This window comes from Seohaeicola sp. 4SK31, from assembly GCF_028802875.1.
GTDB lineage: Bacteria > Pseudomonadota > Alphaproteobacteria > Rhodobacterales > Rhodobacteraceae > Seohaeicola.
In genome coordinates this window covers 70,566-83,870 of the sequence record NZ_JARAMP010000019.1, presented here as the reverse complement: position 1 = coordinate 83,870, position 13,305 = coordinate 70,566, and the positions used below count along the sequence as shown (strand labels likewise).

14 protein-coding genes and 1 pseudogene are annotated in these 13,305 nt (G+C 60.9%); 11 read left to right on the top strand and 4 right to left on the bottom strand.

Going from position 1 to position 13,305, the window contains the following annotated elements:
* Window positions 1-51 precede the first annotated feature (51 nt).
* The 5 genes and pseudogenes from PVW27_RS15870 to cobO all read left to right on the top strand — a co-directional run bounded on the left by PVW27_RS15870 (window position 52) and on the right by cobO (window position 4,253).
* The gene (locus PVW27_RS15870) at window positions 52-489 is read left to right on the top strand and encodes an extracellular solute-binding protein (RefSeq protein WP_338019963.1); all 438 of its coding nucleotides are present in this window, start codon (window positions 52-54) and stop codon (window positions 487-489) included.
* Between the two features lie 153 nt (window positions 490-642).
* Window positions 643-1,917, top strand: coding sequence for an ABC transporter permease (locus PVW27_RS15865; protein ID WP_274559399.1), 1,275 nt, complete (start codon window positions 643-645; stop codon window positions 1,915-1,917).
* A gap of 16 nt (window positions 1,918-1,933) precedes the next feature.
* Window positions 1,934-2,806 (top strand): annotated as a pseudogene (locus PVW27_RS15860) (ABC transporter permease); the annotation flags it as partial.
* Between the two features lie 4 nt (window positions 2,807-2,810).
* Complete coding sequence (locus tag PVW27_RS15855) at window positions 2,811-3,587, top strand: SDR family NAD(P)-dependent oxidoreductase (protein WP_274559397.1); 777 nt, start codon at window positions 2,811-2,813, stop codon at window positions 3,585-3,587.
* 66 nt (window positions 3,588-3,653) lie between these two features.
* Entirely contained in the window at window positions 3,654-4,253 is a 600-nt protein-coding gene (cobO, locus tag PVW27_RS15850) for a cob(I)yrinic acid a,c-diamide adenosyltransferase (RefSeq protein ID WP_274559395.1), read from the top strand.
* Window positions 4,254-4,304: 51 nt separating this feature from the next.
* Here the strand turns inward: cobO and PVW27_RS15845 are convergent, their stop codons facing one another.
* Window positions 4,305-5,171, bottom strand: coding sequence for a branched-chain amino acid aminotransferase (locus PVW27_RS15845; RefSeq protein ID WP_274559393.1), 867 nt, complete (start codon window positions 5,169-5,171; stop codon window positions 4,305-4,307).
* 212 nt (window positions 5,172-5,383) lie between these two features.
* Here PVW27_RS15845 and PVW27_RS15840 point away from each other — a divergent pair, with 212 nt between their 5' ends.
* The 3 genes from PVW27_RS15840 to PVW27_RS15830 are packed head-to-tail and all read left to right on the top strand — an operon-like array spanning window position 5,384 to window position 7,572.
* The gene (locus tag PVW27_RS15840) at window positions 5,384-5,881 is read left to right on the top strand and encodes a MarR family winged helix-turn-helix transcriptional regulator (RefSeq protein WP_274559413.1); all 498 of its coding nucleotides are present in this window, start codon (window positions 5,384-5,386) and stop codon (window positions 5,879-5,881) included.
* Entirely contained in the window at window positions 5,878-6,579 is a 702-nt protein-coding gene (locus tag PVW27_RS15835; protein ID WP_274559392.1) for a response regulator, read from the top strand. Before PVW27_RS15840 ends, PVW27_RS15835 begins: the two co-directional genes overlap by 4 nt.
* A 57-nt stretch (window positions 6,580-6,636) precedes the next feature.
* Entirely contained in the window at window positions 6,637-7,572 is a 936-nt protein-coding gene (locus PVW27_RS15830) for a histone deacetylase family protein (protein WP_274559390.1), read from the top strand.
* Between the two features lie 6 nt (window positions 7,573-7,578).
* Here the strand turns inward: PVW27_RS15830 and PVW27_RS15825 are convergent, their stop codons facing one another.
* Window positions 7,579-8,547 (bottom strand): phosphotransferase, encoded by a 969-nt coding sequence (locus tag PVW27_RS15825; RefSeq protein WP_274559388.1) that lies wholly within the window; start codon window positions 8,545-8,547, stop codon window positions 7,579-7,581.
* 126 nt (window positions 8,548-8,673) lie between these two features.
* On the opposite strand from PVW27_RS15825, the gene PVW27_RS15820 reads away from it, so the two are divergent.
* The 3 genes from PVW27_RS15820 to dxs are packed head-to-tail and all read left to right on the top strand — an operon-like array spanning window position 8,674 to window position 11,736.
* On the top strand, window positions 8,674-8,916 hold the full coding sequence (locus tag PVW27_RS15820) for an exodeoxyribonuclease VII small subunit (protein WP_274559386.1): 243 nt from the start codon (window positions 8,674-8,676) through the stop codon (window positions 8,914-8,916).
* Complete coding sequence (locus tag PVW27_RS15815) at window positions 8,917-9,783, top strand: polyprenyl synthetase family protein (RefSeq protein WP_338019962.1); 867 nt, start codon at window positions 8,917-8,919, stop codon at window positions 9,781-9,783.
* Window positions 9,784-9,810: 27 nt separating this feature from the next.
* Complete coding sequence (gene dxs, locus PVW27_RS15810) at window positions 9,811-11,736, top strand: 1-deoxy-D-xylulose-5-phosphate synthase (protein WP_274559385.1); 1,926 nt, start codon at window positions 9,811-9,813, stop codon at window positions 11,734-11,736.
* Between the two features lie 5 nt (window positions 11,737-11,741).
* Here dxs and PVW27_RS15805 read toward each other — a convergent pair whose 3' ends face one another.
* Window positions 11,742-12,374: an exopolysaccharide biosynthesis protein gene (locus tag PVW27_RS15805; RefSeq protein WP_274559383.1), complete on the bottom strand. Its 633-nt coding sequence runs from the start codon at window positions 12,372-12,374 to the stop codon at window positions 11,742-11,744.
* Window positions 12,371-13,228 (bottom strand): SDR family oxidoreductase, encoded by an 858-nt coding sequence (locus PVW27_RS15800; RefSeq protein WP_274559381.1) that lies wholly within the window; start codon window positions 13,226-13,228, stop codon window positions 12,371-12,373. The genes PVW27_RS15805 and PVW27_RS15800 overlap by 4 nt, the downstream gene beginning before the upstream one ends.
* Between the last annotated feature and the right edge of the window lie 77 nt (window positions 13,229-13,305).

Genomic DNA, 13,305 nt, shown 5'->3' with positions numbered 1-13,305 from the left:
ACACATCCAAACCAGCATAATGTTCCATAGGTCGTTCTCCTCACGCCTTATATACATGAGGCCAACATACCGGACCTCGTTCGCCACTGGAGAGCGACCGCCGCAATCACACCATGTCGTCTGTTCTCGGCCATTGTCGAGCAGAACCAGCCCATCGGGATGCTGTGGGATTGGCAGATGTTCGATCTGGACGGCTGGATCATTCCCGCCGGTCTGCCCGAAGATCGTCTGGCGCGCGTGATGGATTTCGTGATGTTCGCGACCGACACGCAGCGTCTGGCGGATCAGGCGGCATATATCTCCTATGGTCCGGCACGCGCCTCTTCTGCGCCTTTGGTGGGACAGCATGCTGATCTGGGCGTCGAAATGGCTCCGCACATGCCGACCGATCCGGCCAATGCGGTCAACACCTTCCTGTTCAACTTTGAATGGTGGGCCAGCTATCGCGATGATCTGGATGCACAGTTCCAGGCATGGCTGCTGCAGTAATCGCAAGAACCGAGGGAGCGGGCCATAGGCCCTCTCCCGCTTCCCGCGCAGGTCATCTGCGCGGGGCCTTCGCCAAGCCGACGACAGGTCGGTTTCACCAAGGCCAAGCAAGGCATCGGACAACAGGTGCCACTCATACCGACGGGGTAACACATGTCTGACGCCACGCTTGACGGCCCGGTTCTGTCCGCTGACGGAAAACCGCTGAAACAGAGCCTGAATCTGGCCCTTCGCCGGCAGAAGATTCGGGCATTGATCCTGATTGCTCCGCTTCTTGTCTTCGTGCTTGTCACCTTTGTTGCGCCGATCGGATCCATGCTGATGCGCTCGGTTCAGAATACGGCCGGCACGGACTATATCCCCGACCTCATGCCCAATGTCGTTGTAGCCATTGAGTCTTGGGACCCTGCGTCCGGTGAGGCCCCGCCCGAGGATGTCTATCGTGCCATGGCCATCGACATGGCGACTGCCTTCGAAAGCAAGTCCCACACGCAACTTGGCCGCCGCTTCAACTATGAGGCGCCGGGCATTTCGTCGCTGTTTCGCAAATCAGGACGTCCCGCATCCAGTTGGGACATCGAGACGGATGGCCCCTTCAAGGAAAAGTTCCTCGACATCGACAGTGGCTGGGGTAACATAGAATACTGGGCAGCGATCAAGGCCAATTCAGGTTACTATACCAGCAGCTATTTCCTTGCTGCCTTTGATGCGCAACGCGGGGTCGACGGGATCTCGATGAAAGAGCCGGATCAGCGGATCTATCAGAAGCTGATGTTGCGCACTCTGGGCCTCAGCCTTCTCATTACCTTCTGCACTTTGGCGCTGGGCTATCCCGTGGCCTGGTTGCTGGCGGATCTGCCCCTCAGGACGTCCAACCTGCTTCTGATCCTTGTGTTGTTGCCTTTCTGGACCTCTCTTCTGGTTCGAACATCAGCGTGGAAGATCCTTCTGCAGGAACAGGGTGTGATCAACAATTTCTGGATCGCGCTGGGCTTTACCGAGCGTTTGTCCCTGATCAACAACCAGTTGGGCGTTATCATCGCGATGACGCATATCCTGCTGCCGTTCATGATCCTTCCGCTTTACTCGGTCATGAAGACCATCCCTCCGTCCTATCTGCGCGCCGCCAAGTCTCTGGGCGCGTCGAACTGGACGGCTTTCTGGAGGGTCTATTTCCCGCAGACCACCGCCGGGATCGGGGCAGGGGCGCTTTTGGTTTTCATCCTCGCCGTAGGCTACTTCATCACACCGGAACTGGTGGGTGGCGCTGACGGAACATTCATCTCGAACCGGATCTACTTCCAGTTTGCCGTATCCGGCAACTGGGGTCTGGCAGCGGCCCTTGGAACCTTGATGCTGGTGGTCGTCCTGATCCTTTATTACGTCTACGACAAGCTTGTCGGCGTCGACAATGTGAAGCTGGGGTAAGAACATGGCATCCAAACTTCCACCCTATGCCACGACCGGACAAAGGATCTGGTTCTATACGTTTCGCGTGCTTTGTGGATTGGTATTCTTCTACCTGATCTTCCCGATCCTGATCATCATCCCTCTGTCCTTCAACGCCGAGAACTTCTTCACCTTCACGCCGGCCATGTTGCGGCTGGACCCTGAGGGATATTCGCTCAAACACTATCAGGACTTTTTGGGCGCGAATGGCGACTACTCTTGGCTACAGGCATTTACCAATTCGCTGATCATTGCGCCTCTGGCGACGCTTCTGGCGGTATCACTGGGTACGCTGGCAGCCATTGGCCTGACGCAGCCGCATGTGCCGTTTCGCAAACAGATCACGGCGCTGCTGATTTCGCCGATGATCGTGCCGCTGATCATCACCTCTGCAGGTATGTTCTTTTTCTACTCACGCCCCTTTGGTTACAGCGAGTTGGGTTTGCAAGGCACTTTTGCTGGCGTTGTTCTGGCCCATGCCGCACTGGGCATTCCCTTTGTCATCATCACGGTGACGGCCACGCTGTCCAGTTTCGATAACTCGTTGACGCGGGCAGCTGCGAACATGGGGGCCGATCCGGTAACGACCTTCTTCCGGGTGCAGATGCCGCTGATCCTACCGGGGGTCATTTCCGGCGGGCTGTTTGCCTTCATCACCTCGTTCGACGAGGTGGTCGTTGTGTTGCTGGTCGGCTCTGCCGGACAGAAAACGCTTCCATGGCAGATGTTCATCGGACTGCGTGAACAGATCAGCCCCACGATTCTGGCCGTTGCGACAATCCTCGTTGTCATCTCGATTGCGTTGCTGACGACGGTGGAGCTGCTGCGCCGCCGATCCGAGCGTCTGCGCGGGATGAGTCCGGGCTGACATCATGGAGATCGCAGGAAAGGTCGCCCTTGTCACGGGCGGCGCACAGGGAATTGGGTTGGCGTTGGCGCAGGCTTTGAAGGCTGCTGGCGCTGCGCGGGTCATCACCGCCGATTTGCGTTTGCCTACCGTGACCCCTCCGGGCATCGATGAAGCGATGATCTGCGACGTCTCTGATCCGGGACAGATCGCCGCGCTGATCGACCATGTCGAGGCCGCGCACGGCCCTGTTGACATAATGTGCTCGAACGCGGGGATTGCGACGGGCATGGACACGACATTCGAGAATATCGCCTTTGCGGATCCGGCGGTCTGGGATCGGGCCTGGGCGGTGAATGTGATGGCGCATGTCCATGCAGCGCGGATTCTGATCCCCCGGATGAAAGCGCGGGGCGGTGGTTATTTCCTGCACACGATTTCGGCTGCGGGGCTTTTGTCGCAGGTAGGGTCGGCAGTCTATTCCACAACCAAACACGCCGCCGTAGGCTTTGCCGAAAGCCTTGCCATCGGACATCGTGACGACGGCATCCGCGTGTCCATGCTTTGCCCGCAGGGCGTGGCCACACCGATGCTGGACGGTATCCCCGAAGGCCCGCAACTGGGCGATGGGGTGCTGAGCGCCGAGGTCGTGGCCGATGCCGCGGTCGAGGGTATCCGCGCCGAGCGCTTCGCGATCCTTCCTCATCCCGCCGTGGCAGAGTATATGCGCGCCAAGGTCGAGAACTATGACCGCTGGATCGGTGGCATGGCAAAGTTGCAACGGGCGATGAAACCTCGCTGACCGCTGCGCAGCCGGCCAGGCAGAACCGGATATTTGCGGCAAGAAGAAGCAGGGAATTTGCAGATCATGTCTGACGCGGAAAAACACAAGGCGGAAATGAAGGCGCTGCAACAGGCGCAGCGCGCGAAGATCGCGGAAGCGGGCAATCCTGAGCGTGGTCTGGTGCTTGTGCATACGGGGGACGGCAAGGGCAAGTCATCCTCGGCCTTCGGGGTGGTGATCCGGGCGCTGGGCTGGGGGCAAGCCGTGGGCGTGGTGCAATTCATCAAAGGCACATGGATCACTGGCGAGAAGCAGTTTTTCGACCGGCTGGGCGGCGTCACCTGGCATACGATGGGCGAAGGGTTCACTTGGGACACGCAGGACCGCGACCGAGATGTTGCGGCTGCCGAGGCCGCCTTTGGCAAGGCGCGTGAGATGATGGAAAGCGGCGATTTCGATCTGGTCGTTCTGGACGAGATCAATATCGCTTTACGCTATAATTACTTGACAGCCGAGTCCGTCATCAAGGGGTTGGAGGCGCGGCACCCGCGTTGCGGTGTCATCCTGACCGGGCGCGATGCGCCGCAGGCTGTCTGCGACTACGCCGATCTGGTCAGCGAAATGCGCGAGGTCAAGCACCCCTATCAGGCCGGGATCAAGGCGCAGCGTGGCGTCGACTTTTGAAACGAAAAGGGCCGCCCAGTGGCGGCCCTACTTTAGAAGATCGTCCAATGTTCAACTGCGGACCAGTTTTTCATAGCTTTCCGCGATGTCGCGGGTCAGGGCACCCACTTCGAAGTTGTAGGTTCCGATCTGCCCCACGGGTGTCACCTCAGCGGCTGTGCCGGTCAACCAGCACTGCTGGAAACCTTCCATCTCCTCGGGCATGATGTGGCGCTCATGCACGGTGATGCCCTTTTCCTTGAGCATCCCGATCACGGTCTGCCGCGTCAGGCCGTTCAGGAAGCAATCGGCCAGCGGGGTATGCACCTCGCCATCCTTGACGAAGAAGATATTGGCCCCCGTCGCCTCGGCGACATAGCCGCGGTAATCCATGAACAGCGCGTCCGAGCAGCCTTTGGCCTCGGCGGCGTGCTTGGACGTGGTGCAGATCATGTAGAGGCCCGCTGCCTTGGCATGGACGGGGATCGTCTCGGGCGAGGGGCGCTTCCATTTCGAGATGTCGAGTTTCGCACCCTTCATCTTGGCGTCGCCATAATAGTTGCCCCAGCCCCAGACAGCGATGGCCAGATGGACCGGGTTGCGTGCGGAGGACACGCCCATATCCTCGCCAGCACCGCGCCAGGCCAGCGGGCGCACATAGGCATCGGTCAGGCCGTTTGCTTCGAGCGTGGCTTTCTTGGCGGCCTCGATCTCGTCCACCGAAAAGGGGATCTCGAAATCAAGACAGCTTGCAGAATAGTGCAACCGTTCGGAATGCTCGCGGCTTTTGAAGATCTTGCCATTGTAGCACCGCTCCCCCTCGAAAACCGAGCTGGCATAGTGCATCGCATGGGTCAGGATGTGCACATTGGCCGACCGCCAGTCCACAAGTTTGCCATCCATCCAGATCTTGCCGTCGCGGTCGTCATAGCCAGCCATGCTTCATTCCCCTACCTTGCGCCCTTTGCGTTTGTTGCGCCAAAAATGTCCGGTTCGGACATAAAGTTGCGCGGAAACTGCGATTCGCTACCAGTTACGTCTTGGAATGTCAACAAGACTGACTTAAACTGCCCTAATAGCGGGCAGTCTGATAACCCGGGCTGTGGCGGATTACGCAACATTACCATACCGAACCGAAGGGGGAAGGCATGATGTCAGACGCGCCGGGCGGTGAATCTCTTCTGTTTCTCACGGACGAACAACTTCGGCAGGGGATCGAGGCAATGTTCTTTGCCTATCGCGGATTTACCGCCGACCCTGATCGGATCCTTGCAGGCATGGCTTATGGTCGCGCCCATCACAGGGCCATCCATTTCATCAACCGTGCGCCGGGGACAACAGTGAACAATCTGCTGATCCTTCTGGGTGTCACGAAGCAGTCGTTGAATCGCGTCTTGAGAACCTTGGTCGAGGACGGACTGGTCGAGAGCAAGGTAGGCAAATCCGACAAGCGCGAACGGCATCTGTATCTGACCGAGGCGGGTGAGGCGCTGGAGCGCAAACTGTCCGACGCCCAGCGCGCCCGGATGCGCGCGGCCTATCGCGCTGCAGGCCCGCAGGCGGTGGCAGGGTTCCGGCAAGTGCTTGAGGCCATGATGGATAACGATCTGCGGCGAAAGTATCAGGTCTTGAAGGATAGTGGGACATGAGTCGTCAGGACGCCCATCTGCTGATCGTCGATGATGACGAAAGAATTCGCAGTCTGTTGCAGAAATTCCTGATGCGACAGGGTTTCATGGTTTCGGCAGCGCGTGATGCCTCCCATGCGCGGCGTATCCTGTCCGGGCTTGAGTTCGACCTGATCGTTCTGGACGTGATGATGCCGGGCGAGGATGGCGTCAGCCTGACCCGGTCTCTGCGTGAAAGAATGCAGACCCCTATCCTGCTGTTGACGGCGAAGGGTGAAACGGCAGATCGCATCACCGGGCTTGAAGCGGGTGCGGATGACTATCTGGCCAAGCCTTTCGAGCCGAAAGAACTGCTGTTGCGGATCAATGCCATCCTGCGCCGCATGCCAGAGGCCGCGCCCGTAAACACTGCGCCCAAGGTGTTGCAGATGGGGGCCGTGCGCTATGACATCGAGCGCGGCGAGATGTGGCAAGGCGAAAGCCTGATCCGTCTGACTGCGACCGAGGCGCAGCTGATGCGGATTTTCTCGTCCCGACCCGGCGAAGCCGTCAGCCGCATGCAACTGGTCGAGGATCTGGGGCGAGACCGCGATCAAGCCCAGGAACGCGCCGTGGATGTGCAGATCACCCGCCTGCGCCGCAAGATCGAGGCTGATCCGAAACAACCCCGCTATCTTCAGACCGTGCGTGGGGCTGGATATATGCTGGCACCGGATTGATCCACAGGATCTGTAGCTCTTGAGTATTTGCAGAACGATGAAAGGACGCTGCGGGCGATGACAACGGGACTTTGGACACATCCGGCGTTCGCGGGGCATGTCACCCCGCCGGGCCATCCCGAACAGGTGGCGCGGATCGCCTATGTCGAGCGCGCCTTGGCCGACGCTCGTTTTTCGACCCTCGCGCGGGCAGAGGCACCAGCCGCTGATGATGTGGCGCTGCGGCGTTGTCATCCGCAAGCCTATATCGACCGGATCGTGGCAGCAGAACCTGCAACGGGCTGGCGACAACTGGATGCCGACACGCATATGTCCCCCGGCTCTGTCGCCGCCGCGCGCCACGCCGTGGGCGGTGCCATTGCGGCTGTTGATGCCGTCGTGGGGGGAGAGGTTGGCAACGCCTTCGTCGCGGCGCGCCCGCCGGGACATCATGCGGAACGTGAGACACCGATGGGCTTTTGCCTGTTTGGCACGGTTGCAATCGCCGCGAAACATGCTCTGGATCATCACGGTCTCGCGCGCGTCGCCGTTGTGGATTTCGATGTGCATCACGGCAACGGCACGCAGGATCTGTTGTGGGATGAGCCGCGCGCCGTGTTTTTCTCGTCGCATCAGTCGCCACTCTGGCCGGGCACTGGCGCGGAACACGAGCGGGGCGCCCATGATACGATCTTCAACATCCCGCTGGAGCCCGACAGCGGAGGTGCAACGATGCGCGCCGCCTATGAAGGGCGCGTCTTTCCGATCTTGCGGGCGCTCAAGCCCGATCTGATCCTTGTCTCGGCGGGATTTGACGCGCATCGCGCCGACCCTTTGGCACAGTTGCGCTGGGAGACCGCGGATTTCGCTTGGTTGACGGCGCGGTTGTGCGATCTTGCGGATGAGATGTGCCAAGGGCGGCTCGTGTCGGTGCTTGAAGGGGGCTATGATCTTGACGCGCTGGCAGCCTCGGTCGCGGCCCATGTCGAGGTGTTGATGGAGCACAGCGCCTGATCAGGGTCACACGACCTGCCGCAGATCCTCAAGAAGCGTTTCCGCCAAAGCGACCCCGTGCCTGATACGGGCGGCGGGCATATCGGGATGCTCGACGCGGACCAGAGTTTCGTAGCAGATCAAGTAGGGCAGATGCAGCGTCGCCTCAGCCGGTGAGAGATCGAAAGCGTTGACAAAGGCATCAAAGGCCACGGCATCCACACCAAATCGGCGCTGGCCTGATGGAACCATCCCGCGCCGCGCCATATGGGTCAGGAACCGTGCCATGTCGCGGTAAATGGGCGTACGGTTCGACCCACCAAGGTCGATCCCGGTCAGGCGATCCCCCGCGACGATCAGGTTGTTGGGGTGGAAATCCCCATGGCAGATGGCCGTGCGCCAGTCCGTATAGTCCCGAAGCTGCCGCGAAAGGTGCTTCATCTTCTGAAACACCTGCGTCTCGACAGCGAGCAGCGGGACATGTGTCTGCTTGGCCAGCGCAGCCTCGGCCCAGTTGCGCCACGGGCCACGATTGATTGGCGTCATCGCCTCGGTCGGGGCGGTGTAGCGGCGCAGCCAGATGGCGGCGGGCTGCATCTGCCTTGTTCGCACTTCAGGCTCCAGCGACCAGAGCAGATCCAGAAGCGGCGTGCCCGGCGCCTGTTCCAGCACCATGACCTGACCCTCTGCTGCCAGCGCCAGAGGCGTGACAGTGCGATGCGTGCCATCGGACATATGGGCGTGGGCGCGTGTCAGCTCCTGCCATGCGGTGGCAAAAGCCTTGGTTTCCTCGGGATGCAGCGACAGGCGGAACACGGCGGGTTGACCGTTGAACTGCCCGGACAGAATCGCCCGCCGTCCGGGCACCAGACGCAATACCTGCGCCGCAGCACTGCCCGCCAGAACAGGATCAGCCGCTAAAAGAGCCGCCAGATACTGTTGCGCCGCAGTGGCGGCGGTCGGGTCCTGTCGTGCTTTTGGGGTCAGGTGATGCATGACCCGAAGATGCTGGGAAGCCCATTGACGGTCAACGGCAATCATGGGCCCGGACGCCATGCTGCGCGGTTGAACAGGCCCCGGCGCGTCGCTATGGTCCTGGCAAGCAGACAGAGCGAGGATTGCATGACCGAACGGCCCGTATCCGAGATGAGCTTCGAAGAGGCGATGAAGGAGTTGGAGACCGTGGTCGGCCAGCTTGAACGTGGCGACGTGGCGCTGGAACAGTCCATCAAACTCTATGAGCGTGGTGCGGAACTGAAGAAGCGCTGCGAGGCCAAGCTCAAGGAAGCCGAGGAGAAGGTCGCCGCGATCACACTGGATGGCGACGGCCAGCCTGTAGGCGTGAAGCCGGTCGAAGGTCTGTAAGTGTTCCGCGCCAGACTGGATGAGGTGGCAACACAGGTGCAGGCGCATCTGGATGCCGTCATGGCCCCGCTGGAGGGTCAGATTGCGGATGCCATGCGCTATACCTGTCAGGGGGGTAAACGTCTGCGCGCCTTTCTGGTCATGGAAAGCGCCCGGCTCCACGGGGTGGACGCGGCCCATGCGATATGGCCTGCGGCGGCGATCGAGATGATCCACGCCTATAGCCTTGTCCATGATGATCTGCCCTGTATGGATGATGACGACCTGCGCCGGGGGCGCCCCACAGTGCATGTGACATGGGACGAGGGAACAGCCGTTCTGACGGGCGATGCTCTGCAAACACTGGCTTTCGAATGTCTGGCCCGCGCGGACTGCCACCCCGATGCGGCTGTGCGCGCCGATCTTGTGTTGACCATGGCACAGTCGGCGGGAGCGCAGGGTATGGTGCTGGGGCAAGCTCTGGATATTGCCGCCGAGACCGCTGAAACACCGTTGACGCTGGATCAGATCATCGCCTTGCAGGACGGCAAGACAGGGGCGCTGATCCGATGGTCCGCCACGGCAGGACCGCTGATGGCGCGGGCCGATCCAAGACCGCTGCGGCACTATGCGCAGGCCCTTGGCCTTGCGTTCCAGATTGCCGACGACATTCTTGATGTCACCGGAGACGAGGGTGCCGCAGGCAAGCGCCTGCACAAGGATGCCGAGGCCGGCAAGGCAACGTTCGTCTCGCTTCTGGGGCTGGACGGAGCAAAGGCCCGTGCGCAGGCCTTGGTGGATGAGGCGATTGTCGCGCTGGACCCTTACGGCGTCAGTGCGGAAAACTTGCGGGATGCGGCGCGCTTCGTTATCTCGCGCGACAGCTGAGACGTGACACCCCCGGAGGGGTCAAAGATGACCGACAGACCCCATACTCCCCTGCTGGATCAGGTGAACCTGCCATCCGACCTCAAGCAGTTTTCGGATGCCGAGTTGCATCAGATCGCAGACGAATTGCGCGCCGAGACTGTGTCGGCCGTGTCCGTCACCGGCGGCCATCTGGGCGCGGGGCTGGGTGTGGTTGAACTGACTGTGGCGCTTCATGCTGTGTTCGACACACCGCGCGACAAGCTGATCTGGGATGTCGGGCATCAATGCTATCCGCACAAGATCCTGACCGGACGGCGCGACCGCATCCGTACTCTGCGTCAGAAGGGTGGGCTGTCCGGTTTCACCAAGCGTAGCGAATCCCCCTTCGATCCCTTTGGAGCGGCCCACAGCTCCACCTCGATCAGCGCGGCGCTTGGCTTTGCGGTGGCGCGTGATCTGGGTGGCAGTATCGACAGCGGGTTGGGCGATGCGATTGCCGTGATCGGTGACGGGTCGATGTCGGCGGGCATGGCCTTTGAGGCGATGAACAATGCGGGCCACCTGAAAAAGCGGCTCTTCGTGATCCTGAACGATAACGAGATGTCGATTGCCCCGCCCGTCGGCGCGTTGTCATCCTATCTCAGCCGTCTTTACGCAGGCGAACCGTTTCAGGAATTCAAGGCCGCCGCCAAGGGCGCGGTAAGCCTCTTGCCGCCACCGTTCCGTGACGGTGCGAAACGTGCCAAGGATCTTCTCAAGGGGTTTGCCGTCGGGGGCACCTTGTTCGAGGCGCTGGGCTTTTCCTATGTCGGCCCCATCGACGGGCATGATCTGGACCAGCTTCTGCCTGTGCTGCGGACGGTCAAGGCGCGCGCGACCGGGCCGATGCTGATCCATGTGATTACCAAGAAGGGCAAAGGCTATGCCCCGGCTGAAGCGGCGCGGGATAAAGGTCACGCCACTGCCAAGTTCGATGTGCTGACCGGCGAGCAGAAGAAGACACCATCGAACGCACCCAGCTACACCTCGGTGTTCGCACGGGCTTTGCTGGATCAGGCGTCGCGCGACAGCCGGATTTGTGCGGTCACGGCGGCCATGCCCGATGGCACCGGGCTGAACCTGTTCGCCGAACGTTACTCCTCGCGGTGCTTCGATGTGGGAATCGCGGAACAGCACGGCGTGACATTCTCGGCCGCATTGGCCGCGGGGGGAATGCGCCCCTTCTGTGCGATGTATTCCACTTTCCTGCAACGCGGTTACGATCAGGTTGTGCATGATGTGGCGATCCAGCGGCTTCCTGTGCGATTTGCCATCGACCGGGCGGGTCTGGTGGGCGCCGACGGAGCCACGCATGCCGGGGCTTTTGATGTGGCGTTTCTATCTAATCTACCGGGATTCGTCGTAATGGCGGCTGCGGATGAGGCGGAACTGGTCCATATGGTCGCGACCGCCGCCGCGCATGACGATGGCCCCATAGCCTTCCGCTTTCCGCGCGGCGACGGCACAGGCGTAACCATGCCGGAACGGGGCGAGCCGCTGGAGATCGGCAAGGGCCGCATGATCCAGCAAGGCAAGCGCGTGGCAATCCTGTCTTTCGGCACCCGTCTCTCCGAGGTGATGACCGCCTGCGAGGCTCTGTCCGCGCGGGGCATCACGCCTACTGTGGCCGATGCCCGCTTTGCGAAGCCGCTGGACCGCGACCTGATCCTGCAACTGGCAGCAGATCACGAGGCGCTGATCACGATCGAAGAGGGCGCGGTCGGCGGTTTCGGGAGCCATGTGGCGCAGCTTTTGGCGGATGAAGGCGTCTTCGACACGGGATTGCGTTTCCGGTCGATGGTTCTGCCGGATACATTCATTGACCAGTCCAGCCCAGAGGACATGTATGCCACCGCTGGATTGAACGCCGCCGATATCGAGGCAAAGGTTCTGCACGTGCTGGGGGTCGAGGTGCTGGCACGTCGCGGCTGACCCGTTCAGAGCACGCCGGCGACCGCCACGCTGACCCCCGTCACAAGCAGTGCAAGATAGGCATAGCCCAGCAAAACGAAGATGCCGTCCTTCAGGGTCTGTCCGGCGGCCAACAGCGACATGCCCACTGCGCTGAGCGTGGTCGAGAAGGGCACGAAGGAGAGCGGCGGCCAAGTCAAGGCGATGACGATGATCACAACATAGGCCAGGGACGAGATCGGCCATTGTGTGAGGATCACCCACCGCCCGCTACGATGCGCGTCGATCCATGCCGCAGGCCGGGTCAAGGTATCAAGCGCCCGCCGCAGTTTTTCAGCCGAGATCCGGCGCCGGGTCAGAAACTCGGGAAGCCACAGGTGATGACGTCCAATGATGGCCTGCCCCGCAATCAGCAGGATCACGATGGCCACCAACGAAGGCAGGAACGGGATGGCAGACAGGGGCGATACCATCAGCAATCCGATTACCATCAACGTGGCCGCAAAAGATCGCTGACCGATGCGCGACAGGATTTCTCCCAGTGTCACCGCGTCCTCATGATCTTGGGGACGGATCGCCGCGAGCAATCCGGTCAGCGACAGCGGAACGGCGGTCACAGTGTCATCGGGTGCTGGCGTCAGTGGCGAAAGCGAGTTCACGCATTTTCCTCGGACAGAAGGGCGGGCAGGCCGTGGCGATAATCAGGGTGGATCAAACTCACGCCAAGTTCAGTCTTGATCCGGTCGTTCCGCACCCTTTTGCTTTCGGCATAAAAGCTGCGGGCCATCGGAGTCAGTTCCGCTTGGTCGAAGGGCACTTCCGGTGGCAGGGGCAGGCCCAGCAGTTCAGCGGCATAGCCGATCACGTCCTGCGGTGGGGCAGGATCATCGTCGCAGAGGTTATAGGCACGGCCGGGGTTGGGCTTTTTGATCGAGGCTTCCAGAACCTGCGCGATGTCATCCACATGGATCCGGCTGAACACCTGACCAGGTTTGATGATCCGCCGGGCGGTTCCGTTGCGGACCTTCTCGAACGGGCCTCGACCCGGGCCATAGATCCCCGCAAGCCGAAAGATGTGCAGCGGCAACCCGGGAATGGATTGCCATGCCTGTTCGGCCTCAAGCCGCATCAGGCCGCGTTTGGTCGATGGGGTCAGGGGCGTTTCCTCATCCACCCAATCGCCGGCGTGATCGCCATAAACGCCGGTCGTGGACAGATAGCCAACCCATGTCAGACGGGGTGCGGCGCGGCTGATCTGGTCGCGCAGTAGCGCCAGCACCGGATCGCCCTCGGCTTCCGGGCCTGCGGAGGTCAGAATATGACTGGCCTTCGAAAGAGCGCTGCGCAAATCACCATTCGGCCAGAGAATCGGGGTGATCCCTTCGGCCTTCAAGGCGCGCGCCTTGTCGGGGTTACGGGTCGTGCCAAACACGGTCCAGCCCTGCGGCAGCAGCCGCCGCGCAAGAGCACGGGCCGAGTAACCATGTCCAAAGGAAAGCAGTGTTTTGTCCATCCGCGATAAATGTGTCTGCATCTTGTGGAAAGCAAGTGTTACAAAAAACGCTTTGATATTCTGTTTTTGTAACTTAT

What these genes read in the sequence shown, in the direction of transcription:
- PVW27_RS15865 (WP_274559399.1), top strand. Translation starts at nt 643, where the DNA reads ATGTCTGACGCCACGCTTGACGGCCCGGTTCTGTCCGCTGACGGAAAA.
- PVW27_RS15855 (WP_274559397.1), top strand. Translation starts at nt 2,811, where the DNA reads ATGGAGATCGCAGGAAAGGTCGCCCTTGTCACGGGCGGCGCACAGGGA.
- cobO (WP_274559395.1), top strand. Translation starts at nt 3,654, where the DNA reads ATGTCTGACGCGGAAAAACACAAGGCGGAAATGAAGGCGCTGCAACAG.
- PVW27_RS15845 (WP_274559393.1), bottom strand. Translation starts at nt 5,171, where the DNA reads ATGGCTGGCTATGACGACCGCGACGGCAAGATCTGGATGGATGGCAAA.
- PVW27_RS15840 (WP_274559413.1), top strand. Translation starts at nt 5,384, where the DNA reads ATGTCAGACGCGCCGGGCGGTGAATCTCTTCTGTTTCTCACGGACGAA.
- PVW27_RS15835 (WP_274559392.1), top strand. Translation starts at nt 5,878, where the DNA reads ATGAGTCGTCAGGACGCCCATCTGCTGATCGTCGATGATGACGAAAGA.
- PVW27_RS15830 (WP_274559390.1), top strand. Translation starts at nt 6,637, where the DNA reads ATGACAACGGGACTTTGGACACATCCGGCGTTCGCGGGGCATGTCACC.
- PVW27_RS15825 (WP_274559388.1), bottom strand. Translation starts at nt 8,547, where the DNA reads ATGCATCACCTGACCCCAAAAGCACGACAGGACCCGACCGCCGCCACT.
- PVW27_RS15820 (WP_274559386.1), top strand. Translation starts at nt 8,674, where the DNA reads ATGACCGAACGGCCCGTATCCGAGATGAGCTTCGAAGAGGCGATGAAG.
- dxs (WP_274559385.1), top strand. Translation starts at nt 9,811, where the DNA reads ATGACCGACAGACCCCATACTCCCCTGCTGGATCAGGTGAACCTGCCA.
- PVW27_RS15800 (WP_274559381.1), bottom strand. Translation starts at nt 13,228, where the DNA reads ATGGACAAAACACTGCTTTCCTTTGGACATGGTTACTCGGCCCGTGCT.